This window comes from Haloferax sulfurifontis ATCC BAA-897, assembly GCF_000337835.1.
Classification (GTDB): Archaea; Halobacteriota; Halobacteria; order Halobacteriales; family Haloferacaceae; genus Haloferax; species Haloferax denitrificans.
Genome location: NZ_AOLM01000018.1, coordinates 193,493 through 216,580, shown reverse-complemented (window position 1 = coordinate 216,580; position 23,088 = coordinate 193,493). Strand labels below are relative to the sequence as shown.

Here is a 23,088-nt window from a genome sequence, read left to right as displayed (position 1 = left end):
TGTCAATGCAGACACCCAAAGAAATCGGCAGTATCCAGTTCGGGTTGATGGACCCGGAGACGTACCGAGACATGTCCGCGACGAAGGTCATCACCGCGGACACCTACGACGACGACGGCTACCCAATCGACATGGGTCTCATGGACCCGCGGCTGGGCGTCATCGACCCCGGTCTGCAGTGCCGCACCTGCGGCCAGCACTCCGGGTCGTGTAACGGGCACTTCGGCCACATCGAACTGGCCGCGCCCGTCATCCACGTCGGCTTCACGAAGCTCATCCGTCGCCTGCTCCGCTCGACGTGTCGAGAGTGCGGTCGCCTCTCGCTCACGCAGGAGGAGGCAGACGAGTACCGCGACAAGCTCGGTCGCACGAAGGAACTCGGCGACGACTGGAGCGACGTGATGAAGTCGGCGGTCCGGCAGGCCCGCAAGGCCCACCGCTGTCCCCACTGCGGCTCGCCCCAGCACGACATCAAACACGAGAAGCCGACGACCTACTACGAGGTCCAGAACGTGCTCGCCGGGGACTACTCCGAGCGCATCGCCGAAGCGATGCAACCCGACCCCGACGACGAGGACGACGAGGGCGTCGACCCCGTCACCCTCGCCAACGAGACCGGTCTCGACGCCGAGCGAGTCAATCAGGTGCTCGCCGGCGAGTTCCGCCCGGTCGGCGACGACCGCAAGGCGCTCGAAAAGGCGCTCGACCTCGACCTCACGGAAGAGGACATGAACAAGCTGATGCCCTCGGACATCCGCGACTGGTTCGAGGACATCCCGGACGATGACCTCGTCACGCTCGGCATCGACCCCGACCGGTCGCGCCCCGAGTGGATGATTCTGACCGTCCTCCCCGTCCCGCCGGTCACGGCGCGTCCCTCCATCACGCTGGACAACGGCCAGCGCTCCGAGGACGACCTGACTCACAAGCTCGTGGACATCATCCGCATCAACCAGCGGTTCATGGAGAACCGCGAGGCGGGTGCGCCACAGCTGATTATCGAGGACCTGTGGGAACTGCTCCAGTACCACGTCACCACGTTCATCGACAACGAGATTTCGGGCACGCCGCCGGCGCGCCACCGCTCCGGCCGCCCGCTGAAGACGCTCAGCCAGCGCCTGAAAGGCAAGGAAGGTCGCTTCCGCGGCTCCCTGTCCGGCAAGCGCGTCAACTTCTCGGCGCGTACCGTCATCTCGCCGGACCCGACGCTCTCGCTCAACGAGGTCGGCGTCCCGGACCGCGTCGCGTCCGAGATGACCCAGACGATGAACGTCACCGAGCGCAACATCGACGAGGCTCGGCAGTACGTCCGTAACGGCCCCGAGAGCCACCCCGGCGCGAACTACGTCCGCCGCCCGGACGGCCGCCGCCTGAAGGTGACAGAGAAGAACTGCGAGGAGCTCGCGGAGAAAGTCGAACTCGGCTGGGAGGTCAACCGCCACCTCGTCGACGGCGACATCGTCATCTTCAACCGACAGCCGTCGCTCCACCGGATGTCCATCATGGCGCACGAAGTCGTCGTGATGCCGTACAAGACGTTCCGCCTGAACACCGTCGTCTGTCCGCCGTACAACGCCGACTTCGACGGCGACGAGATGAACATGCACGCCCTCCAGAACGAGGAGGCCCGTGCCGAGGCGCGCGTCCTCATGCGCGTCCAAGAGCAGATTCTCTCGCCGCGCTTCGGCGAGAACATCATCGGCGCGATTCAGGACCACATCTCGGGCACCTACCTGCTCACCCACGACAACCCCGAGTTCGTCGAGACGCAGGCGCTCGACCTGCTCCGCGCGACGCGCGTGGACACGCTCCCCGAACCCGCGGGCGAAAACGAGGACGGCCAGCCTTACTGGACCGGCCAGCAGATTTTCTCCGAGCTTCTGCCGGACGACCTGAACATGGAGTTCACCTCGAAGGTCGGCGACACGGTCACCATCGAGGACGGCCAGCTCACGCAGGGCACCATCGACGAGGACGCCGTCGGCGCGTTCGGCGGCGAAATCGTCGACGCCCTCGCCAAGGACTACTCGAAGACGCGCTCGCGCATCTTCATCAACGAGATCGCCTCGCTCGCGATGCGCGCCATCATGCACTTCGGGCTGTCTATCGGTATCGACGACGAGTCCATCCCGGACGAGGCGACGGCGCAGGTCGACGAGGCCATCGACGCCGCCTACGACAAGATTCAGGAGCTCATCGAAATCTACGAGGCGGGCGAACTCGAGTCCCTGCCGGGCCGCTCCGTCGACGAGACGCTGGAGATGAAGATCATGCAGCGCCTCGGCAAGGCGCGCGACTCCGCCGGCGAAATCGCCGAAGACCACTTCGAGGAGGACAACCCCGCGGTCGTGATGTCGAAGTCCGGCGCGCGTGCGTCCATGCTCAACCTGACCCAGATGGCCGGCTGTGTCGGCCAGCAGGCGGTTCGGGGCGAGCGTATCAACCGCGGCTACGAAGGCCGCACCCTGAGCCACTACCAACCGGGTGACCTCTCGGCAGAGGCCCACGGCTTCGTCGAGAACTCCTACCGCGCCGGCCTCACGCCGCGCGAGTTCTTCTTCCACGCGATGGGTGGCCGCGAGGGGCTTGTCGACACGGCAGTCCGGACCTCGAAGTCCGGTTACCTCCAGCGTCGGCTCATCAACGCCCTCTCCGAGCTCGAGGCGCAGTACGACGGCTCCGTCCGCGACACGTCGGGGACCATCGTCCAGTTCGAGTTCGGCGAGGACGGCACGAGCCCGGTGAAGGTCTCGTCCGACGACGAGACGCCTATCGACGTCGAGAACATCGCCGACCGCGTCCTCACCTCGGAGTTCAGCTCCGCGGAGGAGAAAGAACGCTTCCTCGGCGAGCGCGAACCGCCGACCAACCTCTCCGAGCACGCCGAACCGCGTGTCGACGCCCGTGCGGGGGTCGAATCCGATGACTGAACACGACGCAACCGCCGACTACGAGTTCGTCGACGACGCCGTCGTCGACATCGTCGAGACCAAAGAGCTGTCTCGACGACTGAAGGACCGCATCTACCAGACCATCGAAGAGCGCGAGGGCGTCACCCTCGACCAGGCCGGCGAAATCGCGCAGGCCGTCGAGGCGCGCTACCTCGACACCCGCGTCGACCCGCTCGACCCCGTCGGGACGGTCTCGGCGCAGTCCATCGGTGAGCCGGGGACGCAGATGACGATGAACACCTTCCACTACGCGGGCGTCGCCGAAATCGACGTCACGCAGGGACTGCCGCGGCTCATCGAACTGGTGGACGCGCGGAAGACCCCCGACACGCCGATGATGACGGTGTACCTCGACGACGAGTACGCGAACAACCGCGAACTCGCCCACCAGGTCGTCTGGAACATCGAGTCCACGAAGATTCTGGCGCTCGGCGACATCTCGACGAACGTCGCCGACATGGTCGTGCAGGTCAACCTCAACGACGAGACGCTCCTCGAACGCTGGCCGACCTACGACGACGAGGGCGTCATCGCGAGCGAAATCGCCGAGACCATCGAGGACGCGCTCGGCATCAAGACCCGCCGCGAGGGGACGCTCATCGAGTTCGGCCCCGAGAGCCCGAGCTACCGCCGGCTCCTCCAACTCGTCGAGGAACTGCGCGACATCGTGTTCAAGGGCATCGAGGAGGTCTCCCGCGTCGTCATCCGCAAGGAGGACAACGAGAACACCGACGGCGAGGAGTTCGTCCTCTACACCGAGGGCTCGGCGTTCGGCGACGCGCTCGCCATCGAGGGCGTCGACGCCTCCCGGACCACCTCGAACAACATCCACGAGGTGCACAAACAGCTCGGCATCGAGGCCGCCCGCGAGGCCATCATCGACGAGACGATGAACACGCTCCGCGAGCAGGGTCTCGACGACGTGAACATCCGCCACCTGATGCTCGTCGCGGACATCATGACGAACGACGGGACCATCGAGTCCATCGGCCGTCACGGCATCTCCGGGTCGAAGGACTCCGTCCTCGCCCGCGCCGCGTTCGAGGTCACGGTCAACCACCTGCTCGACGCCGCCATCCACGGCGAGGAAGACGACCTCGACGGCGTCATCGAGAACGTCATCGTCGGCAAGCCGATTGCTATCGGCACCGGCGACGTGGACCTCCGCATGGGCTCGCTCGACGTCGAGGACGCGGACGCCAACGCGGCACCCGAACCGTCCGACGACTGACGATGAAAGTTACGCTGTCGGATACGGCCCGGCGCTTCATCGCGCTCTTCGAGGAGGAGACGGAGGCGACCGCCCACGACTGTCTCGTCTTCGACGACCGGGTCGTCTTCCTCGTCGCCGCGGGCGACATGGCGACCGCCATCGGCCCCGGCGGGCGGACCGTCCAGTCGGTCGAACGCCAACTCGGCCGGACGGTTGAACTGGTCGAGGACGCCGACACGCCCGAGGCGTTCGTCGCGAGCGCGCTCGCGCCGGCGGCCGTCCGACACGTGACTCTCTCGCGGCAGAACGACACCGTCGCGTACGTCGAGGTCGCCGAGGCCGACCGCGGCGTCGCCATCGGCGCGAGCGGGAAGACCATCGACACCGCCCGCAAGCTGGCGCGTCGCCACTACGACATCGACGACATCCAGTTGACGTAACGCGGCGGTCGACTCGACCACACGTTTTTGTCCCCGCCGAACGGCGAGCTACGCATGTCGCCGATACGACAGTCGTTGGGGGTCGCGGTCGGGCAACTCGACCCGACGCAGTTCTCGGAGTACGAGGAGCTCGCGAGCGCGACCGCGGGGTTCGCCGCCGCGGCGGTCGCGGTCTATCTCGTCGGCCGACTCCTGGTCGTCCCCGGCGTGACGCGACTCGTCAGCGCCCGGAACCGGAACAACCCGACGCTGAAGTCGGCGACGGAGACCTACGCGCACGCCTTCGTCATCGTCGTCGCCGCGCTCGCGGGCGTCGTCGGCGCGGGGTACGTCTCGGTGCTCACGGACACGGCGCTCGTCGTCGCGGCGCTGACGCTCGTCGTCGGCGTCGCCGGGCAGGAGGTCATCGGCGCGCTCATCAGCGGCCTCTTTCTCGTGGCCGACCCGGATTTCAACGTCGGCGACTGGATATCGTGGCCCGGCGGCGAGGGCGTCGTCGAGGCGGTCGACTTCCGGGTCACGCGCGTGCGGACGGTGAACAACGAGACCATCTCCGTGCCGAACACGGAGCTCACGACGAACGCGCTCACCCGGCCGTACGGCCGCGAACGGTACCGAATCACCGAGCGCGTCGACGTCGCGTACGCCGACGACACGGAGCTGGCGCTCCGCGAACTCGTCGAGACGGCGCGGGAGGACGACCGCGTGCTGGACGAGCCGGAGCCGACCGCGCGCATCCTCGAATTCGCCGGGAGCTCGATCGGACTGCAGGCGGAGTTCTGGGTCGCCTCGCCGATGGACGTGAGCCTCGTCGACGTTCGCTCGGGGTACCGACGGCGCGTCAAGCGGCGGTTCGACGAGGAGGGACTGACGCTCGGGCCGGCGTCGGGACGGGAGGTCAGCGGCCGCCTCGACGTGGACCTCGTCGGGGAGCGCGGCGGCGAGTGAGCCGGCGAACGGGGGCGAAAACGCCCAGTGTGACGACCGTTCACACGGAGGGGCGAAACGACACTATCTCCGGGCGGTTTAGTCGCTCTTCGACGCGGAGGGGCCGTCGTTCGAATCGGCGAAACGACCTCAGATTCCTCCTTAGGGGCCGCTAATCGCTCCTGAAGCCGTCTCGTCGGATTCGAAAAGGGAGGCTTAAGTAGCTCCATCTGGAACTGTTGTTCACTATGGCGAACGGCAAATACGCCGCGCGCAAGCTCAAGCAGGACCGGCAGAAGCGCCGCTGGTCCGACTCTGAGTACGCGCGCCGTGAGCGCGGTCTCGGCAAGAAGTCCGACCCGCTCGAGGGTGCCCCGCAGGGTCGCGGCATCGTCCTCGAGAAGGTCGGTATCGAAGCGAAACAGCCGAACTCGGCGATTCGGAAATGCGTCCGTGTTCAGCTCATCAAGAACGGAAAGCAGGTCACCGCTTTCTGTCCGGGTGACGGCGCGATTTCGTTCATCGACGAGCACGACGAAGTCACCATCGCCGGTATCGGTGGCGCGAAGGGTCGCGCGATGGGCGACCTTTCGGGTGTCAACTACAAGGTCGAGAAGGTCAACGGCGTCTCGATGATCGAACTCGTCCGCGGAAACGCCGAAAAGCCGGTGCGCTAACCATGTCGGAAAGCGACGCACCCGAGCCCGAGTCCCCCGCGAGTAGCGAGGAAGCAAAGGAGAACGCGCTTCTGTTCGGCGTCTGGGACGTCTCCGAGATGGAGTACACCGACCCCAGCATGAGCCGGTACATCAAGGCGACGCCCATCGCCCACACGATGGGTCGTCACGCCTCGAAGCAGTTCCAGAAGTCCGAAATCAGCATCGTCGAGCGGCTCATCAACCGCCTGATGCAGACCGAGGACAACACGGGACACAAACAGAAGACGAGCAAAATCGTCAAGGAAGCGTTCGAAATCGTCAACGAGCGCACCGAGGAGAACCCCGTGCAGGTGCTCATCCGCGCGGTCGAGAACGCCGGTCCCCGCGAGGAGACCGTCCGCCTCAAGTACGGCGGCATCTCGGTCCCGCAGGCCGTCGACGTCGCGCCCCAGCGCCGCGTCGACGAGGCGCTGAAGTTCATCGCGCAGGGAACCCTCAGCGGATCCTACAAGACGACGACCACCGCCGCCGAGTCGCTCGCACAACAGCTCATCGGCGCGGCCGACTACGACGTCCAGACGTACGCTATCTCCCAGAAAGAGGAGAAAGAGCGCGTCGCCGAAGCGGCCCGGTAATCTCTCCGCTCTCTTTCGTTTTTCACCGCGACGAGTGGCGACGCCGGACGGCGGGGTCGTTGGTTCGTTCGCCCGCCCTCCCGCGGTCGGCGCGCGGCGTTCAGTCGGCGGCCATCCCCGGGTTGACGACGTAGTGTTTCACCACGTCGACGAGCGTCCGGCGGTAGTCGCTTTTCGAGGGGTCGTCGGCGAGCGTTCGGAACCGCTCTTTGAACGTGTCGAGCGACACCGACGGCGCGTCGTCGGCCGCGGCGTGCGCGAGGTCGTACAGCCGGTGGTCCGGTTCGACGAGGTCGTGCCGTTCGACGAGCGCGAGGGCGAACGCGGCGTTCACGGCCGTAATCTCGGGGTCCGACCCGGCGGTGACGAGCCGGGACCCCGGCCGCCCGGACGCCTGCGGTCGGTCGGCGAGCGCCGCGGCCAGTTGCGATTCGAGGAACTGGACGAGTTTGTCCGCGGGCGCGACAGACAGCGTCAGGTCGTCGGCGTAGATGTCCTTGCAGTGGTTAGCGATCTGGTAGCAGTGCGCGAGCTTTCGGCGCTCGACGGTGCGCCCCGCGAGCGCGAGAAAGACCGCCTCGCGCGTGGACTGGTAGTGCGAGACGTGACCCTCCTCGTTTCGGGCCATGTGCGATAGCTCGTGGAGCGCAAGCTCGCGGGCCATCGCGCTGGTGGCGGCCTGCCGGGAGATGTTGAGGACGTGGCGGTCCTGATAGTGGCCGGCCCACGTGCGGGAGTCGGGGTCGTCGCGCACGCGCACGAACACGGGGTACGAAAGCTCGAACTCGGTTTCGAACAGGTCGGCGGCGCTCAAGAACGGGTCTGCCGGTGCGCCCCCGACGACTCGGAGGTCCATTCAACTTGAGAAATGTTATCAACCAACATGACTCTTGCGCCGAGCGCGGCGACGAGATTCGCGTCCGGCGGACAGTCGCGCCTATCGTGACAAAAATGCTCATACCCCGGCGGTAGGACGGCTGAAAATGGGAAATCCGCTCGGCAAAAACACTACTCTTTTGACCCTCCTGCCGGTAGACCCCTGTATAATGGGCCGACGAAAGAAGATCGTCCAGGAATGTGAGAAACTGATGGACAAGCCGGAGCAGATCCGGAACATCGCCATCGCCGCTCACGTCGACCACGGTAAGACGACCCTCTCCGACAACCTCCTCGCGGGTGCGGGCATGATCTCCGACGAGACTGCCGGCCAGCAGCTCGCGATGGACACGAAGGAAGACGAACAGGAACGCGGCATCACCATCGACGCCGCAAACGTCTCGATGACCCACGAATGGGAAGGCGAGAACCACCTCATCAACCTCATCGACACGCCGGGCCACGTCGACTTCGGTGGCGACGTGACGCGCGCGATGCGCGCCGTCGACGGTGCGCTCGTCGTCGTCGACGCCGTCGAGGGTGCCATGCCGCAGACCGAGACGGTCCTGCGTCAGGCGCTCCGCGAGGGCGTCAAGCCGGCGCTTTTCATCAACAAGGTTGACCGCCTCATCAACGAACTGCAGGAAGGTCCCGAGGAGATGCAGAAGCGCCTCGTCGACGTCATCTCCGACGTCAACGAGCTCATCCGCGGGATGACCGAGGAGAAGGACTACGACTGGACGGTCTCCGTCGAAGACGGGACCGTCGCCTTCGGGTCCGCCCTCTACAAGTGGGGCGTCTCCATGCCGTCGATGGAGGAGACCGGCATCTCCTTCGGCGACATCATGGAACTCGAGCGCGGTGGCGACCGCCAGGAACTCCACGAGCGCACGCCGCTTTCGGACGTCGTCCTCGACATGGTCGCGGAGCACTTCCCCGACCCGCTCGACGCCCAGCCCCGTCGTATCCCGACGGTCTGGCGCGGTGACTCCGAGTCCGACCTCGCGCGCCAGATGCGCGAAGTCGACGACGAGGGCGAAGTCGTCTTCATGGCGACCGACATCTCGATGGACCCCCACGCGGGCGAAATCGCCACGGGCCGCCTGTTCTCCGGTACCATCCGCAAGGGTCAGGAGCTCTACGTCTCCGGGACCGCGGGCAAGAACCGCGTCCAGTCCGTCGGTGTCTTCATGGGCGGCGAGCGCGAGGAACTCGACCGCGGCGTCCCCGCGGGGAACATCGCGGCCGTCACGGGTCTCCGTGACGCTATCGCCGGTTCTACCGTCTCCTCCGTCGAGATGACGCCGTTCGAGTCCATCGAGCACATCTCCGAGCCTGTCATCACGAAGTCCGTCGAGGCAGAGCGCATGGACGACCTGCCGAAGCTCATCCAGACGCTCCAGCAGGTCGCGAAGGAAGACCCGACCATCCGCATCGAGATTAACGAGGACACGGGCGAGCACCTCATCTCCGGTCAGGGCGAGCTCCACCTCGAAGTCATCACCCAGCGTATCCGCGACAACCAGGGCATCCCGGTCCGCACCGGTGAGCCGATTGTCGTCTACCGCGAGCAGGTCCAGGGCAAGTCCCACGAGGTCGAGGGCGTCTCCCCGAACCGCCACAACAAGTTCTACATCACGGCGGAACCCCTCTCGCAGGACATCGTCGACTCCATCAAGCTCGGCGAAATCTCGATGGACATGCCCGAACTGGAGCGCCGCGAGGCCCTCCAGGAAGCCGGCATGGACAAGGACACGTCCCAGAACGTCGAACACATCCACGGGACGAACATCCTCATCGACGACACGAAGGGTATCCAGCACCTCAACGAGACGATGGAACTCGTCATCGAGGGCCTCGAAGAGGCGCTCGACGACGGTCCGCTCGCCGCGGAGCCCGTTCAGGGGACGCTCCTGCGCCTCCACGACGCGCGACTCCACGAGGACACCATCCACCGCGGTCCCGCCCAGGTCATCCCTGCGACGCGTGACGCGGTCCACCGCTCGCTCATCGCGGGTCAGGTGAAGCTCCTCGAACCCATCCAGAACGTCCGCATCGACGTCGCCTCCGAATACATGGGCTCGGCCTCCGGCGAGATTCAGGGTCGCCGCGGCCGCGTCGACGACATGTATCAGGAAGGTGACCTCATGGTCATCGAGGGCATCGCGCCCGTCGAAGAGATGATCGGCTTCTCGTCGGACATCCGTTCGGCCACGGAAGGCCGCGCCTCCTGGAACACGGAGAACGCCGGCTTCCGCGTGCTCTCGGACAACCTCCAGCGCGAGAAGATCATGGAGATTCGCGAGCGCAAGGGCATGAAGCTCGAACTCTCGCAGGCTATCGACTACATCTAAGCGCGTCTCTCCGCGCCTTCTTTCGATTTTTCACCCGGACAGCGATAGCCCCGGTTCGTCGGCCCCTCCCCGCGCCGCCGGGTGTCCCTCCGTTTCGCCTCCGCCTCCATTACGGCTCAGTTCGCTTCGGCGGAGCAACCACGGCGTGCCGCCTCGACTCGCGGGCGTCACCGCCTGTGACATATGCCAGCACGCTCTCGGCGTCGGCAAACCGTGTCGCCTGCGAAGGCTTATACCGCGTGGCCGAATCACGGGTAGATATGCGTAAGGGCACGTCTCTCGACTCCTGGCGCGACGACGCGAAACCACGACAAAGCCGCGCGTCGCGGACAACAGCGTCGGGACGGCCCGCGGGGGTGGGGCGATGAGCGCACAGGACCTCGACGGCGGGAGCGACGCCGAGGCCGACGGGAGCGGCGAGATGCCGAAGCCGCACACGATTCGGCTCGAACTCGCCGACGAGCCCGGACAGTTGCTGGCCGCGCTCGCGCCGATCTCCGACAACGGCGGCAATCTCCTGTCTATCTTCCACGAGCGCGGGAATCTGACCCCGCGCGGACACATCCCCGTGGAGGTCGACCTCGAATGCCCGCCCGACCGCTTCGAGCGAATCGTCGACGCGCTCCGCGACGCCGGCGTCAACGTCATCCGCGCCGGCGCGGAGCACTTCGGCGAGGAGGTGATGGTCATCCTCGTCGGCGACACCGTCGACTCCGACCTCTCGGACACGCTCCATCGCATCGAGTCCTCGGCGGACGCGACGCTTCAGGACCTGTCGCTGTCCGCCCGCGAGGGGACCGACGAGGCGTCGAGCGCCCGGCTCCGACTCGCGGTCCGCTCGGGTCGCGTCGACGAGACGCTCGCGGTCGTTCGCGACCTCGCGGCCGAGAAGGGACTGCACGTCGTCGAGCCGCTCGCGGAGGGCTCCCAATGAGCCTCAGACTCGCCGTGCTCGGCGCGGGCGCGGTCGGCGGCTCCGTCCTCGACCTCGCGGGCGATTACGGCCACGAGGTCGTCGCGTTCGCGGACTCGTCTTCCTCCGCGGTCGACCCCGCCGGACTCGACCCGAGCGCGGTCCACGACCGCAAAGAGCGCGACGGCGCGGTCGGCGACGCGGACCCCGAGTCGGTGTTCGACGCCGACTACGACGTGTTGGTGGAAGCGACGCCGACGACGCTCGGCGACGCCGAACCCGGCTTCTCGCACGTCGAGCGCGCGCTGGCCGACGACCGCCACGTCGTGCTCGCGAACAAGGGTCCGGTCGCGGAACGGTACGCCGACCTGCGCGCGCTCGAAGCCGAAAGCGAGGGGACCGTCCAGTTCGAGGCGGCCGTCGGCGGCGCGATTCCCATCCTCTCGACCATCTCGGACCTCGGCGCGCCGCACGTGACCGCCGCGCGCGGCGTGCTGAACGGGACGGCGAACTTCATCCTCTCGCGGATGGCCGCCGAGGGTCTCGACTACGAGCACGTGCTCGCGGAAGCCCAAGACCTCGGCGTCGCCGAGGCCGACCCGACCTTCGACGTGGACGGCATCGACGCCGCGCTGAAGTTCGTCATCCTCGCCAACGTCCTCTCGGACGGCGAGACGGAGTACGCGCTCGACGACGCCGAGGTCGAGGGCATCCGCAACGTTCCGGGGACGGCGCTCGACCTCGCCGCCGAGGACGGCCGGACGGTCCGCCTCATCGGCGAGGCGACCGCCGACGGCGTCCGCGTGGCTCCGCGGCTGATTCCGCAGGGCTCCGCGCTGTCGGTCACGGGCACGCAGAACATCGTCCAGTTGGAGACCAAACACGCGGGGCAACTGAACATCAGCGGCCGCGGAGCGGGCGGTCCCGAGACGGCGACGGCCGTCCTGTCCGACGTGTCTCGTCTCGAATAGCCACACAGACGGCCCGTACCGCTCGTTTTCTTCGACTGTCGACTTCGACCGAGCGTCCCACTCCCGAGACCGTGGTATGGTTCCGCAAATCGCAGTACGGCGGTTAGACGGCCCGTAGCGCGTATCGAAATCGTTTTAGGGGTTTCAGCAAAAACATTCCCCACAGAGCGCCTTAGCGCGTGAACACACCAATGAGCGACAAACCCCACCAGAACCTGGCCATTATCGGCCACGTCGACCACGGTAAGAGTACGCTCGTCGGCCGACTCCTGTTCGAGACCGGCTCCGTCCCGGAGCACGTCATCGAGCAGCACCGAGAGGAAGCCGAGGAGAAGGGCAAGGGCGGATTCGAATTCGCCTACGTCATGGACAACCTCGCCGAAGAGCGCGAGCGCGGCGTCACCATCGACATCGCCCACCAGGAGTTCGACACGGACGAGTTCTACTTCACCATCGTCGACTGTCCTGGCCACCGCGACTTCGTCAAGAACATGATCACCGGTGCCTCGCAGGCTGACAACGCGGTCCTCGTCGTCGCCGCCGACGACGGTGTCGCACCTCAGACCCGCGAGCACGTCTTCCTCGCCCGCACCCTGGGCATCGGCGAACTCATCATCGCGGTCAACAAGATGGACGTCGTCGACTACAGCGAAGACAAGTACAAGGACGTCAAGGAGCAGGTCAACAAGCTTCTCAAGCAGGTCCGCTTCAACTCCGACGACGCGACCTACGTCCCGATTTCGGCCTTCGAAGGCGACAACATCGCCGAGCGCTCCGACAACACGCCGTGGTACGACGGCGACATTCTCCTCGAAGCGCTCAACAACCTGCCGGCACCGCAGCCGCCGACGGACGCGCCGCTGCGCCTGCCCATCCAGGACGTCTACACCATCTCCGGCATCGGTACGGTCCCGGTCGGCCGTATCGAGACGGGTACCCTCAACCCCGGCGACAACGTGAGCTTCCAGCCCTCTGACGTCGGCGGCGAGGTCAAGACCGTCGAGATGCACCACGAGGAAGTCGACCAGGCCGGACCTGGCGACAACGTTGGTTTCAACGTCCGTGGCGTCGGCAAGGACGACATCCGCCGCGGCGACGTCTGTGGCCCGGCTGACGACCCGCCGAAGGTCGCCGAGACCTTCAAGGCGCAGGTCGTCGTCATGCAGCACCCCTCGGTCATCACCGCTGGCTACACGCCGGTCTTCCACGCCCACACGGCGCAGGTCGCGTGTACCATCGAGTCGATCGACCAGAAGCTCGACCCCGCGTCGGGCGAGGTTGCTGAGGAGAACCCGGACTTCATCAAGTCCGGCGACGCCGCTATCGTGACCGTCCGTCCGCAGAAGCCGCTCAGCATCGAGCCGTCCTCCGAGATTCCGGAGCTCGGCAGCTTCGCTGTCCGTGACATGGGTCAGACCATCGCGGCCGGCAAAGTGCTCGAAGTCAACGAGCGATAACGATGCAACAGGCACGCGTTCGGCTCGCCGGCACGAGTCCGGAAGACCTCGACGATATCTGCGACGACGTCCGCGAGATCGCGAACAAGACGGGCGTCAACCTCAGCGGGCCGATCCCGCTGCCCACGAAGACGCTCGAAGTCCCCGCCCGCAAATCGCCTGACGGCGAGGGGACGGCGACGTGGGAGCACTGGGAGATGCGCGTCCACAAGCGTCTCATCGACCTCGACGCTGACGAACGCGCTCTGCGCCAGCTGATGCGCGTTCAGGTTCCGAACGACGTCAGCATCGAGATCGTCCTCGAAGACTAACGACGGCGCTGTCCGGGCTCTCCCGGACCGCCCGTTCGTGACGGCCCGCCCGTCACACTCGCGGCTGTCGAGGCGCGCGTCCGGAGGACTCTGCCTCCGAGCTGACCTTCAGCGCTAAGGCGCGTGTCATCTCACCTTCCGTTCGACACGCGAGCAGATGCCCGCAGAATCGCCCGACGGAACGGGATGCTATCGCATGCCCGACCGCGGACAAAACATAGGGTATAAGTGTATCCCACGACTCCGTGGGAATGAGGGCTCGTAGATCAGTGGCAGATCGCTTCCTTCGCAAGGAAGAGGCCCGGGGTTCAAATCCCCGCGAGTCCACTACCATTTTCGCGACGCAACTCAGCGAGTCGTGACTCCGCGAGGAGTCAGACGAGTACCTTCTGCGTCGCGTGATGTAGTGTCTGTTCGAGCGGGGATTTGAATCAGGGAGCGAGAGGTGAGCGAGCGTCGCGAGCGAACGGGAGCGACCGTGGTTCAAATCCCCGCGAGTCCATTTCCTTCGGTCGTTTCACTCCCTTAGTCAATGGACTCGCTTGCCCCCACTCGCTTCGTCTGCGGGCGACCCGTAAGTCGCCCGCAGGGCTAGCGAGACGACACGGTCGTCTCGCACTGCTCGTGGGGACCCCGCGAGTCCACTACTATTTTCGCGACGCAAGACTATGAGTCGTAACTTTAGGAGTCCGGCGATCACTACTGCGTTGCGGACAGATGCACGTCCAGTTTCTCATTTCTGTCCCATGCCGAGTTGATATGCCACGAAGTACGTACTGAACATTGATATAAGAAGTACGGTGCAGAACGTGCTTAGAAAATAGAAGAGTTCAACGATTGAATTTGGTGAGTTGACACCAAGAAACCGTGATACGACCGCAGAGAATCCAATAGGGGGTAGCGAAACAACCACCAGTACAAATTTACTGGACCATGCGCTGGACCGCCCCAGCATGAAGTCTTTTGCAGGGGTATCCATACTATAATCACACGCAAACAAATGTTTTTAAATCATCAATTTGTCTCACGGCCTGGGCTACTGCTATTTTCGTGACGCCACTCAACGTGGCGACCCCCGAGTTTAGCGCTCGCGGGGGACGCGTCGTCGCCGCGGAGTCGGTTGGCTTGCTGACACGCCTTCACTTCCGCCGAACCCGACACTTTCACTCCGCTCATGGCGGACTCTCTTACCATCTCGCTCCGAGGCCGTCGGTATGGAAACACGACGAGGCGAACCCCCGTCAGATCCGACGGCCCTCTTTCGAGCCATCGTCTCGAAACTCCGCGAGACGCGCGGTGGTGTCCACCAACACCGCATGGCGCAGGCGCTCCTCCAGCGGGACGCCAACGGCTCGCGGCTGGTCGGACTCGACGAGGCCACCGAGCGGGCGGTCTTCTTCAACCCCGCGTCGCGGACGCTCGAACTGATACCGTTCGACCGGGAGGGGACCCACGAGGAGCGCGCGGAGGTGCTGTCGCGTCGGCTGAGCGACCCGTCGTCGTGGGTCGAAGCCAACGCCGCGGGGCTGTCGTGGGTTCACCCGCACTTTCGGTGGGTCTGTGGGTTGGACGACGCCGGGCCACCGTGAGTCGGCAGTCGTGCGCCGACAATCCGTCGTCACGTCCGACCGCGGTCGGTGTCCGACCGTGAAGAATTATACGCACGCCCCGCGCACAACACGTCCATGAACGACGAGGAACTCGACGAACTCCGGTCGTCGCTCACGCCCTACGAGTCCAGCGGGGGCGTCACCACCTACCAGAACACCGTCTCCATCGCCTGTCCGGCGTGCGAGAAACCGTTCGACGACTTGGTCGTCTGCGAGAACGACTACAACAGTCTCGAACTGAGCATGATGCTCGACCTCTGTGTGACCCAGCACGACGGTGACGTGTTGCTGTTCACGCACAAACAGGAGGACTAGGCGGTCGCGGCGGGAGCGCAGTCGGCCGCTTCGCTCTCTCATTCGGTCGACTCCGTAGCTCCGCGGTCGTCTCGCCAGTCGCGGCTGGTGATTTTGTCGGTCGAAAGCGAGTCGGTCGAACGGGAGCGACCGCCCGGTTATTCGCGCGGCGGGAGGCCGTTTTCGTCGATGACCTCGCCGTCGTCGTCGACGGTGACGATGCCGCGGTTGTTGACGGCGTAGGGGTCCAAGCCGACTTCTTGGAGGAACTGCTTGTAGAGTCGCTCGGCCGTCTCGGCGTCCTTCTGGCGGTCGGAGGCGCGGTCACAGAGTTCCACGAGGTCTTCGGGCACGTCGTTTTCGTGGACGATCCAGTGGTTGATGAGGTCCGACAGCCGCCGGATGGGAGAGGTGAAGTGGCCGTAGATGTCGAAGTTGAGCGCGTAGTGGCCGCCGAAGGGGTCGTTCATGTACTTCGCGCGGGGCATGACCTTCAGCACGGCGCGCTGAATCTTGTTGAGCGTGCGGGAGTTCGCGCTCTCCAAGGCGTCGTTGACGGCCTTCCGGGGCTCGTCCCACGACGTGGACTTGATGCTCACGCCGTCGAGTTCGGTGATTTCGCGGAGCGCCTTGTCCCACTGGTCGGGAGTGGGTTGCGGGTGGACGCGGTACATCGCCTCGACGCCGCGGTTCCACATGAGTTCGTGCGTGACGGCCTTGTTCGCCTTCAGCATGCACTCCTCGATGATGGTGTGGGCGCGGTCGCGGCTCGGGTTGAGGACGAGCGAGCCGTCTTCCTTGCGCTGTTCGTGGAGTTGGTCGGCGAGGTCGAAGACCAGCGCGTTCTCCTCGTGGAGGGGGAGGTCGGGGTCTTCCAGCCGGTTTTCACACTGCGTGTAGGTGAGGCGTTCGTCGGAGTGGATGACGGACTTGTAGATGTCGATAGACTCGAACGAGAGCGTGTCCTTCTTGATCTCCATCTCGACGGTGTGGGCGAGGCGGTCTTCCTCGGGGACGAGGGAACACACTGTCTCGGCCAGCGCCGGCGGGAGCATGTGGATAGTGTAGGCGGGGAGGTAGACGGTGTTGCCGCGCTTGACGGCCTCGGCCCACATCTCCGAGCCGGGGTGGACGTAGTGGGTCACGTCGGCGATGTGGACCCACAGCGTGTACGTCTCCTCGTTCTCGCGGATGCTCAGGGCGTCGTCGAAGTCCTGGGCGTCGACGGGGTCGGTCGTCCACGTCGTGAGGTCTCGAAGGTCTTTGCGGTGTTCGAGCTCGTCTTCGATTTCCTCGTGGACGCCGTCGGTGCGCGCACGCGCCTCCGAGAGGACTTCCGGCGGGAACTTGTCTCGAATCTCGAACTCCTCGAACAGGTCCTCGCGCTTGTTCTGGAGGTGTCGCGCGAGTTCGGCGTCTATCTCCACCGGTCCTTGCCCTTCGGCGGTCCCGGCGTACGCCTGCGCGTCGTCTGACATAGCCCCGACTAGACGGGGCAGGGAGAAATGAGTGTCGGGCACGAGCCGCGACGTGCGAGAATCGATATCACTCGTCAGCGCGCGTTTGCGCGGTTCGGTGACGGACTGGTGGAGCCGACCTCAGCGACCGCGCTCGCCGGGCGATTCGTACCGCTCTTTGACCGCGTCGAAGTACCGAAGCAGGAACTCCTCGTTGGAGATGCCGTGTTCTTCGATGTCGACGAGGAGGCCTTCGAGCTCCTCGCGGGGCTGGTGACAGAGTCCCCGGTAACAGGCCTTACAGAGGTGTTCGAACCGCTTGCCGTGTCGTTCCCAGCGGTTCCCCTCTTTGTCGTACTCGCGCGCCGCCGACCGGAGGACTGCGTCACCGCATGCGATGCACACGACACGCTTCCGGTCCCGGTTCGTCCGGGAGCGCCACATATCGTTGGTGTGGACCCAATCGTACTTAGCAGTTTACCCCGATACAGTCTGCCGCGCGTCAGACGCCGGTCGGCCGCCGGTCGTCAGTCGCCGCGGTCGCCACCGTCGACCACTCGACGCGGAGCGGTCGATTTATCGGCCGTGAGCGTCCACGACCCGGTATGAAGGTCAAGTCCCGCCACCACCTCCGAAGCGACGAGATCGACGCGCTGTGCGACTCCATCGAATCGTCTCTCGGCGTCGCCCTCGACGGCGACGCGTTCGAGGCGGTCGAGTTCGCCGACGCCGACTACGAGGTCGTCCTCGTCGACGGCGAGCCGGCGGTCATGTACGTCGACGACCAGCCGTTCCTCACGGTCAAGGGCGCGAACCAGTTCCCGCCGACGACGAACGTCGTCACGGTCGACGCGGGCGCGGTCTCGTTCGTCTCCAGCGGCGCCGACGTGATGCGCCCCGGCATCACCGAGGCCGACGACACCATCGAGGCGGGCGACCTCGTCGTCATCGCCGAAGAGACTCACGGCAAGGTGCTCGCCGTGGGGCGCGCGCTCGAAGACGGGGCCGACCTCGTCGGCGACTCCGGCAAGGTCGTCGAGTCAATCCACCACGTCGGCGACGACCTCTTCGAGTTCTCGGTCTGAGCCCGCGGTCCAAGGCACGGCGCGCGCGGCGCGCTCCGCTCGGCTACTCTTCTGCGTACTTCTCCAGCGCCGCCTCGTACCCCTCCCGCGCCATCGAGAACGTCTCGCGGAGGTCGCGAAGGGGCGTCTCCGTCGCGTCGACGCGGAGGTCGTTGTAGTACGGCTCCGTCTCGCGGTCCTCGGTGGAGGTCACGACGACCGCCGCGCTCTGGATGGCGAGGTCGTCGCGCTTGTCGCCGCCCGCGGCGTGTCCCGCGCCGAGCGCGTCGATGAGCCGTTTCGCGAGCGGTTCGTCGGCGTCGGCGTCGGCGTTCCGCTCGTAGGCGTCGGCGGTGGCCTCGACGACGCCCTCGCCCGCGAGGAGGTTGCCAGCGACGGTGTAGTCGTCGCCCTCGCGGTGGCCCGCCCAGCCGAGGCAGTCGTCGCCGGTGAAGGCGAACGTCGCCTCGGAGCCGACGCCGTGGAGCTGTCGTTCCGCCCGGCCGTCGTCGGCGTTCAACAGCGCCCGCAGGGCGTCGTCGACGGCGAGGCCGTCTTCGAGGTAGTCCATGCCCTTCTCCCCGAGTTCGACGTTCGTCAGCGCCTGTGTCGCCACCGCGCCGTGTTCGCTTGCAAACGGGCAGAGCGCGCCGACGCCCGGCAGGCGGGTCGTCACGGCGACGCCGAAGCGGTGCTGGTCGTCGCCGTCGGCGTCGACGTACGGCTCGCGGACGCAGATGCTGAAGGTCATCGTGTTCGTCTCCCCCCGCGCGCCGCGAGGTAAAAACACCCGGCGAAACGCCGCGGCCGGCGCGCGCGTCGGGTGTCCGCCGGAATCGACGCCTCCCGCGACACCACCCTCGTGTGACGGTACTGCCGCCGATTCGGCGGGCCGCCGGGGGGAGAAATGTCTGAAAACCGATAGTCGTCTGACGTAAGAACTAACCCCGTTGTGGCCTCTCTACGTCCTATGGGTATCATGAGTAAGATTCTCGGTGGTGGTGGTTCCCGAACGACCGAGGACTACGTCGAACTCGACCTCGACGACTTCGACACCGCTCGCGGCGACGCCGGTCTCTCGGTTCACATCGCCGAAATCGGCGGCCAGCAGGACGTTATCGCCATCAAGGACGCCGTCTACGACGGCAATCTGGTCATCGCGGACATCACCCGCCACACGACCTCCGACAACACGATGGAACACATCATCGACGACCTCCGACAGGTCGCGCGCGAGGTCGACGGCGACATCGTCCAGAAGGGCGACGACCAGATCGTCATCACGCCCACGGGCATCTCCATCTCGCGGCAGAAGCTCAACGGCTGACGCCGGCGGACGACACCTCCCTTCCGCTCCGATTTCTCCCGACTCGCAGACGCGAGCGATGCGGTTCGAACGGCCCGAACCGATGGCTATTCGGTCCTCTCGTTCCTAGAGTCGTCCGAATGAGCAAGGACTACATCGAGGTTCGCGGTGCCGAAGAGCACAACCTCAGGAACCTCGACGTTCGCATCCCCCGCGAGACGTTTACCGTCGTCACCGGCCTGTCGGGGTCAGGCAAGTCCTCCCTCGCGTTCGACACCGTCTACGCGGAGGGCCAGCGGCGGTACATCGAGTCGCTTTCGGCCTACGCGCGGAACTTCCTCGGCCAGATGGACAAGCCGAAAGTCGAGGCCGTCGAGGGCCTCTCGCCCGCCATCTCCATCGACCAGAAGAACGGGGCCAACAACCCCCGGTCGACCGTCGGGACCGTCACCGAACTCCACGACTACCTCCGCCTGTTGTACGCCCGCGTGGGCACCCAGTACGACCCCATCACGGGCGAGGAGGTCGGCGAGCAGTCCGCACAGGACATGGTCGACCAGATTCTCGAACTCCCCGAGGGAACCCGCGCGAAGGTCGTCGCGCCGGTCGTCCGCGACCAGAAAGGCGAGTTCAAAGACCTGTTTTCGGAGCTCGTCTCCGAGGGCTACGCCCGCGTCGAGGTCGACGGCGAGGAGTTCGACCTCTCGTTCGAGACGCCCGAACTCGACAAGAACTACGACCACACCATCGACGTGGTGGTCGACCGCGTGAAGGTCGCCCCAGAGGCGCGCTCGCGCATCGCCGACTCCGTCGAGACCGCCCTCGAAGAGGCCGGCGGCGTCCTCAAACTCATCGTCCCCGACCCGCCCGAGGACCTCCCCTTCGCCTCCAACACCCGGTCGACCGGGTCGCTCGCGGGCGAGGGCGACGACCGCCTCGTCGTCGAGTTCTCCGAGGAGCTCGGCAATCCGAACTCGTCGTTCCGCTTTTCCGAAATCGAGACGCGGTCGTTCTCGTTCAACAGCCCCCACGGGGCCTGCCCGGAGTGCGAGGGCCTCGGCAAGGCCAAGGAGGTCGACCCCGACCTCGTCGTCACCGAGCCGTCGAAGCCGCTCAAGCACGTCTTCGAGCCGTGGAGCTACAACCGGACGTACTACCGCCGCCAGCTCGACAACGTCGCCGACCACTTCGGGGTCAGCGTGGACACGCCGTTCGAGGAGCTCTCCGACGAGGTGCAGGACGCCTTCCTGTTCGGGACCTCCGAGGACGTGGTGTTCGAGTGGACGACGAAAAACGGCACGCGCCACAAGGAACACCCCTTCGAGGGCGTCGTCGGCAACCTCGAACGCCGCCACGTCGAGACCGACTCCGACCGGACGCGCGACCACATCGAGGAGTTCATGGCCGTCACGACCTGCCCCGACTGCGGCGGCTCGCGGCTCAAAGAGCAGTCCCGCCACGTCCGCGTCGGCGGCACGACGCTCCCCGAGGTCAACCGCATGACCATCGCGGGCGCGCTCGAACACTTCGAGGGCCTCGAACGCGACCTCTCGGAGCGCGACCGCACCATCGCACAGGAGATTCTCAAGGAGATTCGCGCCCGCCTCGGCTTCATGACCGAGGTCGGCCTCGAATACCTCACCTTGGACCGCGAGGCCGCAACGCTCTCGGGCGGCGAGTCCCAGCGCATCCGCCTCGCCACGCAGGTCGGCTCCGGCCTCGTGGGCGTCCTCTACGTCCTCGACGAGCCGTCCATCGGCCTCCACCAGCGCGACAACGACAAACTGCTCAACACGCTCGAAGGCCTCCGCGACCTCGGGAACACCCTCATCGTCGTCGAACACGACGAGGAGACGATGCGCCGGGCCGACGAGATTATCGACATGGGCCCCGGCCCGGGCAAGCGCGGCGGCGAGGTCGTCGCGCAGGGCGACTTCGACGACATCGTCGCGGCCGACGACTCCATCACGGCCGACTACCTCTCGGGCCGCAAGGACATCGACGTGCCCGACACGCGGCGCGACGGCGAGGGCGAACTCGTCGTCCGCGGCGCGCGCCAGCACAATCTCGCCGACCTCGACGTGCCGATTCCCCTCGGGACGTTCACGGCCGTCACCGGCGTCTCGGGGTCGGGCAAGTCCACCCTGATGCACGAGATTCTCTACAAGGGACTGGCCCGCCGGATGAACGACAACACCTCCGTCGACCCCGGGGAGCACGACGCCATCGAGGGCTACGACGAAATCGAGACGGTGCGGCTCATCGACCAGTCGCCCATCGGCCGCACCCCGCGGTCGAACCCGGCGACGTACACCGGCGTCTTCGACTACGTCCGCGAGCTGTTCGCCGAGACGAAGCTCTCGAAACAGCGCGGCTACGAGAAGGGCCGCTTTTCCTTCAACGTCAAGGGCGGCCGCTGTGAGGCCTGCAAGGGACAGGGCAACGTCAAAATCGAGATGAACTTCCTCTCGGACGTGTACGTCCCCTGCGAGGAGTGTAACGGCGCGCGCTACAACGCCGAGACGCTCGACGTGACGTACAAGGACAAGACCATCGCCGACGTGCTCGACATGGAGGTCGACGAGGCGCTCGACTTTTTCGAGGCGAACTCGCAGATTCGTCGCCGCCTCCAACTGCTCCACGACGTGGGCCTCGGCTACATGCAGCTCGGCCAGCCGTCGACCACCCTCTCCGGCGGCGAGGCCCAGCGCGTCAAACTCGCGGAAGAACTCGGCAAGAAGCAGACCGGTGACACGCTCTACCTGCTCGACGAGCCGACGACGGGTCTCCACAAGGAAGACGAGCGGAAGCTCATCGAGGTGCTCCAGCGCCTCGTCGACAACGGCAACACCGTCCTCGTGGTCGAACACGAACTCGACCTCGTGAAGAACGCCGACCACATCGTCGACCTCGGCCCCGAGGGCGGCGCGGGCGGCGGAACTATCGTCGCCAGCGGCACGCCCGAGGAAGTCGCCGAGAACCCCGACTCCCACACGGGCCGGTACCTCCGCGACTACCTCCCCGACGTGGACGAAGAGGGCCCGCGTTCGGACCGCCGCAAGCCCGCGAAAGTGGCGAACGACGACTGAGACGGCCGCACTGCGGAGTTCTGTTTTTTCGACGCCCGTCTCGCACTAACGGTCGCTCGCAGGCGGCTTGCTTTCGCCAATCAAACTACTCTGGGAAAAGACATTTCCGACCGTTTCACATCAGGACCATGTGTATGTCTCGCATACTCAAAACGTCGGGGTTCCTCGGGCTCGCGACGATGATGGTGGTGGGGCTGTACCAGTACACGCTACTGGAATCGGGAGGCGTGCCGTCGTGGCTGGTGGGCGGCCACGCGCACTTGGGCGTGCTCTCGATTCTCGCGGTCGTGATGGGCTTTGCGGTCGACGCGTTCGCGCTGACGGGGCGACTCCGGGCGGCGGTGAGCGGGCTGTTCGTCGTCGGCCAGTGGCTGTTGCCGCTCACTATCTGGGTCGGCGTCGGCTTCGGACTGCTCTTTTTGATTCCGACGACGTTCCTGTGGGGGCTCTGTCTCATCGTCTCCATGCTCATCATGGCGTGGCAGGCGTGGGTCAGCGAGCCGACGACGCCCGGCGGGATGTCCGGTCCCGCGACGCCGGCCGACGACTGAACGCGCGCTT

Annotated in this window: 22 protein-coding genes and 1 tRNA gene; 18 read left to right on the top strand and 5 right to left on the bottom strand. The window is 65.8% G+C overall.

Annotated features, from left to right (window positions below; translation table 11 throughout):
* Positions 1 to 5: 5 nt before the first annotated feature.
* The 6 genes from C441_RS10015 (at position 6) to C441_RS09990 (ending at position 6,825) form a co-directional block, all read left to right on the top strand.
* Positions 6 to 2,930: a DNA-directed RNA polymerase subunit A' gene (locus C441_RS10015; protein ID WP_007274981.1), complete on the top strand. Its 2,925-nt coding sequence runs from the start codon at positions 6 to 8 to the stop codon at positions 2,928 to 2,930.
* A complete protein-coding gene (rpoA2, locus tag C441_RS10010) occupies positions 2,923 to 4,182 on the top strand; it encodes a DNA-directed RNA polymerase subunit A'' (protein ID WP_007274980.1) in 1,260 nt (419 codons plus the stop codon). The genes C441_RS10015 and rpoA2 overlap by 8 nt, the downstream gene beginning before the upstream one ends.
* A 2-nt stretch (positions 4,183 to 4,184) precedes the next feature.
* Positions 4,185 to 4,604 (top strand): NusA-like transcription termination signal-binding factor, encoded by a 420-nt coding sequence (locus tag C441_RS10005; protein ID WP_007274979.1) that lies wholly within the window; start codon positions 4,185 to 4,187, stop codon positions 4,602 to 4,604.
* Between the two features lie 54 nt (positions 4,605 to 4,658).
* Positions 4,659 to 5,552: a mechanosensitive ion channel family protein gene (locus C441_RS10000; RefSeq protein ID WP_007274978.1), complete on the top strand. Its 894-nt coding sequence runs from the start codon at positions 4,659 to 4,661 to the stop codon at positions 5,550 to 5,552.
* Positions 5,553 to 5,779: 227 nt separating this feature from the next.
* Positions 5,780 to 6,208 (top strand): 30S ribosomal protein S12, encoded by a 429-nt coding sequence (locus C441_RS09995; protein WP_004044570.1) that lies wholly within the window; start codon positions 5,780 to 5,782, stop codon positions 6,206 to 6,208.
* Between the two features lie 2 nt (positions 6,209 to 6,210).
* Entirely contained in the window at positions 6,211 to 6,825 is a 615-nt protein-coding gene (locus C441_RS09990) for a 30S ribosomal protein S7 (RefSeq protein WP_004969062.1), read from the top strand.
* A gap of 100 nt (positions 6,826 to 6,925) precedes the next feature.
* On the opposite strand, the gene C441_RS09985 is transcribed toward C441_RS09990, so the two are convergent.
* Entirely contained in the window at positions 6,926 to 7,681 is a 756-nt protein-coding gene (locus tag C441_RS09985; protein ID WP_004969063.1) for a DUF5781 family protein, read from the bottom strand.
* Between the two features lie 190 nt (positions 7,682 to 7,871).
* Here C441_RS09985 and C441_RS09980 point away from each other — a divergent pair, with 190 nt between their 5' ends.
* The 6 genes from C441_RS09980 to C441_RS09955 all read left to right on the top strand — a co-directional run bounded on the left by C441_RS09980 (position 7,872) and on the right by C441_RS09955 (position 14,034).
* Positions 7,872 to 10,055 (top strand): elongation factor EF-2, encoded by a 2,184-nt coding sequence (locus C441_RS09980; protein WP_004969064.1) that lies wholly within the window; start codon positions 7,872 to 7,874, stop codon positions 10,053 to 10,055.
* A gap of 364 nt (positions 10,056 to 10,419) precedes the next feature.
* Positions 10,420 to 10,989 carry a hypothetical protein gene (locus tag C441_RS09975; protein ID WP_004969065.1) on the top strand — a complete coding sequence of 190 codons (570 nt, stop codon included), beginning with the start codon at positions 10,420 to 10,422 and terminating at the stop codon, positions 10,987 to 10,989.
* Positions 10,986 to 11,939, top strand: a complete 954-nt coding sequence (locus tag C441_RS09970; protein ID WP_007274977.1) for a homoserine dehydrogenase — start codon at positions 10,986 to 10,988, stop codon at positions 11,937 to 11,939. The genes C441_RS09975 and C441_RS09970 overlap by 4 nt, the downstream gene beginning before the upstream one ends.
* Positions 11,940 to 12,130: 191 nt before the next feature.
* Positions 12,131 to 13,396, top strand: a complete 1,266-nt coding sequence (tuf, locus tag C441_RS09965) for a translation elongation factor EF-1 subunit alpha (protein WP_004969067.1) — start codon at positions 12,131 to 12,133, stop codon at positions 13,394 to 13,396.
* A gap of 2 nt (positions 13,397 to 13,398) precedes the next feature.
* Positions 13,399 to 13,707, top strand: coding sequence for a 30S ribosomal protein S10 (rpsJ, locus tag C441_RS09960; RefSeq protein ID WP_004044563.1), 309 nt, complete (start codon positions 13,399 to 13,401; stop codon positions 13,705 to 13,707).
* Positions 13,708 to 13,962: 255 nt separating this feature from the next.
* Positions 13,963 to 14,034: transfer RNA gene (locus C441_RS09955), tRNA-Ala, on the top strand.
* A gap of 406 nt (positions 14,035 to 14,440) precedes the next feature.
* On the opposite strand, the gene C441_RS19520 is transcribed toward C441_RS09955, so the two are convergent.
* Positions 14,441 to 14,686: a hypothetical protein gene (locus tag C441_RS19520; protein ID WP_152420721.1), complete on the bottom strand. Its 246-nt coding sequence runs from the start codon at positions 14,684 to 14,686 to the stop codon at positions 14,441 to 14,443.
* 235 nt (positions 14,687 to 14,921) lie between these two features.
* On the opposite strand from C441_RS19520, the gene C441_RS09950 reads away from it, so the two are divergent.
* Positions 14,922 to 15,296, top strand: a complete 375-nt coding sequence (locus C441_RS09950; protein ID WP_007274976.1) for a hypothetical protein — start codon at positions 14,922 to 14,924, stop codon at positions 15,294 to 15,296.
* A 96-nt stretch (positions 15,297 to 15,392) separates the two neighbouring features.
* Positions 15,393 to 15,632 (top strand): DUF7385 family protein, encoded by a 240-nt coding sequence (locus C441_RS09945; RefSeq protein WP_004969070.1) that lies wholly within the window; start codon positions 15,393 to 15,395, stop codon positions 15,630 to 15,632.
* Positions 15,633 to 15,769: 137 nt separating this feature from the next.
* Here the strand turns inward: C441_RS09945 and C441_RS09940 are convergent, their stop codons facing one another.
* Both C441_RS09940 and C441_RS09935 read right to left on the bottom strand, forming a co-directional pair.
* A complete protein-coding gene (locus C441_RS09940; RefSeq protein WP_007274975.1) occupies positions 15,770 to 17,089 on the bottom strand; it encodes an RNB domain-containing ribonuclease in 1,320 nt (439 codons plus the stop codon).
* A 120-nt stretch (positions 17,090 to 17,209) separates the two neighbouring features.
* Positions 17,210 to 17,512, bottom strand: coding sequence for a DUF7562 family protein (locus C441_RS09935; protein WP_004969072.1), 303 nt, complete (start codon positions 17,510 to 17,512; stop codon positions 17,210 to 17,212).
* A gap of 161 nt (positions 17,513 to 17,673) precedes the next feature.
* Between C441_RS09935 and C441_RS09930 the strand changes: the two genes are divergently transcribed.
* Positions 17,674 to 18,153, top strand: a complete 480-nt coding sequence (locus C441_RS09930; protein WP_004969073.1) for an RNA-binding protein — start codon at positions 17,674 to 17,676, stop codon at positions 18,151 to 18,153.
* Positions 18,154 to 18,196: 43 nt separating this feature from the next.
* Here the strand turns inward: C441_RS09930 and C441_RS09925 are convergent, their stop codons facing one another.
* Positions 18,197 to 18,883: a DUF1028 domain-containing protein gene (locus tag C441_RS09925; protein WP_007274974.1), complete on the bottom strand. Its 687-nt coding sequence runs from the start codon at positions 18,881 to 18,883 to the stop codon at positions 18,197 to 18,199.
* Between the two features lie 219 nt (positions 18,884 to 19,102).
* Here C441_RS09925 and C441_RS09920 point away from each other — a divergent pair, with 219 nt between their 5' ends.
* The 3 genes from C441_RS09920 (at position 19,103) to C441_RS09910 (ending at position 23,078) form a co-directional block, all read left to right on the top strand.
* Entirely contained in the window at positions 19,103 to 19,459 is a 357-nt protein-coding gene (locus tag C441_RS09920; RefSeq protein ID WP_004969075.1) for a cell division protein SepF, read from the top strand.
* 119 nt (positions 19,460 to 19,578) lie between these two features.
* Entirely contained in the window at positions 19,579 to 22,527 is a 2,949-nt protein-coding gene (gene uvrA / locus C441_RS09915) for an excinuclease ABC subunit UvrA (protein ID WP_007274973.1), read from the top strand.
* A 128-nt stretch (positions 22,528 to 22,655) separates the two neighbouring features.
* Complete coding sequence (locus C441_RS09910; RefSeq protein ID WP_007274972.1) at positions 22,656 to 23,078, top strand: hypothetical protein; 423 nt, start codon at positions 22,656 to 22,658, stop codon at positions 23,076 to 23,078.
* Positions 23,079 to 23,088: the final 10 nt, after the last annotated feature.

Bases quoted from the DNA above. Each gene is read 5' to 3' on its own strand.
- C441_RS10015 (WP_007274981.1), top strand. From the start codon at position 6: ATGCAGACACCCAAAGAAATCGGCAGTATCCAGTTCGGGTTGATGGAC.
- rpoA2 (WP_007274980.1), top strand. From the start codon at position 2,923: ATGACTGAACACGACGCAACCGCCGACTACGAGTTCGTCGACGACGCC.
- C441_RS10005 (WP_007274979.1), top strand. From the start codon at position 4,185: ATGAAAGTTACGCTGTCGGATACGGCCCGGCGCTTCATCGCGCTCTTC.
- C441_RS10000 (WP_007274978.1), top strand. From the start codon at position 4,659: ATGTCGCCGATACGACAGTCGTTGGGGGTCGCGGTCGGGCAACTCGAC.
- C441_RS09995 (WP_004044570.1), top strand. From the start codon at position 5,780: ATGGCGAACGGCAAATACGCCGCGCGCAAGCTCAAGCAGGACCGGCAG.
- C441_RS09990 (WP_004969062.1), top strand. From the start codon at position 6,211: ATGTCGGAAAGCGACGCACCCGAGCCCGAGTCCCCCGCGAGTAGCGAG.
- C441_RS09985 (WP_004969063.1), bottom strand. From the start codon at position 7,681: ATGGACCTCCGAGTCGTCGGGGGCGCACCGGCAGACCCGTTCTTGAGC.
- C441_RS09980 (WP_004969064.1), top strand. From the start codon at position 7,872: ATGGGCCGACGAAAGAAGATCGTCCAGGAATGTGAGAAACTGATGGAC.
- C441_RS09975 (WP_004969065.1), top strand. From the start codon at position 10,420: ATGAGCGCACAGGACCTCGACGGCGGGAGCGACGCCGAGGCCGACGGG.
- C441_RS09970 (WP_007274977.1), top strand. From the start codon at position 10,986: ATGAGCCTCAGACTCGCCGTGCTCGGCGCGGGCGCGGTCGGCGGCTCC.
- tuf (WP_004969067.1), top strand. From the start codon at position 12,131: ATGAGCGACAAACCCCACCAGAACCTGGCCATTATCGGCCACGTCGAC.
- rpsJ (WP_004044563.1), top strand. From the start codon at position 13,399: ATGCAACAGGCACGCGTTCGGCTCGCCGGCACGAGTCCGGAAGACCTC.
- C441_RS19520 (WP_152420721.1), bottom strand. From the start codon at position 14,686: ATGGATACCCCTGCAAAAGACTTCATGCTGGGGCGGTCCAGCGCATGG.
- C441_RS09950 (WP_007274976.1), top strand. From the start codon at position 14,922: ATGGAAACACGACGAGGCGAACCCCCGTCAGATCCGACGGCCCTCTTT.
- C441_RS09945 (WP_004969070.1), top strand. From the start codon at position 15,393: ATGAACGACGAGGAACTCGACGAACTCCGGTCGTCGCTCACGCCCTAC.
- C441_RS09940 (WP_007274975.1), bottom strand. From the start codon at position 17,089: ATGTCAGACGACGCGCAGGCGTACGCCGGGACCGCCGAAGGGCAAGGA.
- C441_RS09935 (WP_004969072.1), bottom strand. From the start codon at position 17,512: ATGTGGCGCTCCCGGACGAACCGGGACCGGAAGCGTGTCGTGTGCATC.
- C441_RS09930 (WP_004969073.1), top strand. From the start codon at position 17,674: ATGAAGGTCAAGTCCCGCCACCACCTCCGAAGCGACGAGATCGACGCG.
- C441_RS09925 (WP_007274974.1), bottom strand. From the start codon at position 18,883: ATGACCTTCAGCATCTGCGTCCGCGAGCCGTACGTCGACGCCGACGGC.
- C441_RS09920 (WP_004969075.1), top strand. From the start codon at position 19,103: ATGGGTATCATGAGTAAGATTCTCGGTGGTGGTGGTTCCCGAACGACC.
- uvrA (WP_007274973.1), top strand. From the start codon at position 19,579: ATGAGCAAGGACTACATCGAGGTTCGCGGTGCCGAAGAGCACAACCTC.
- C441_RS09910 (WP_007274972.1), top strand. From the start codon at position 22,656: ATGTGTATGTCTCGCATACTCAAAACGTCGGGGTTCCTCGGGCTCGCG.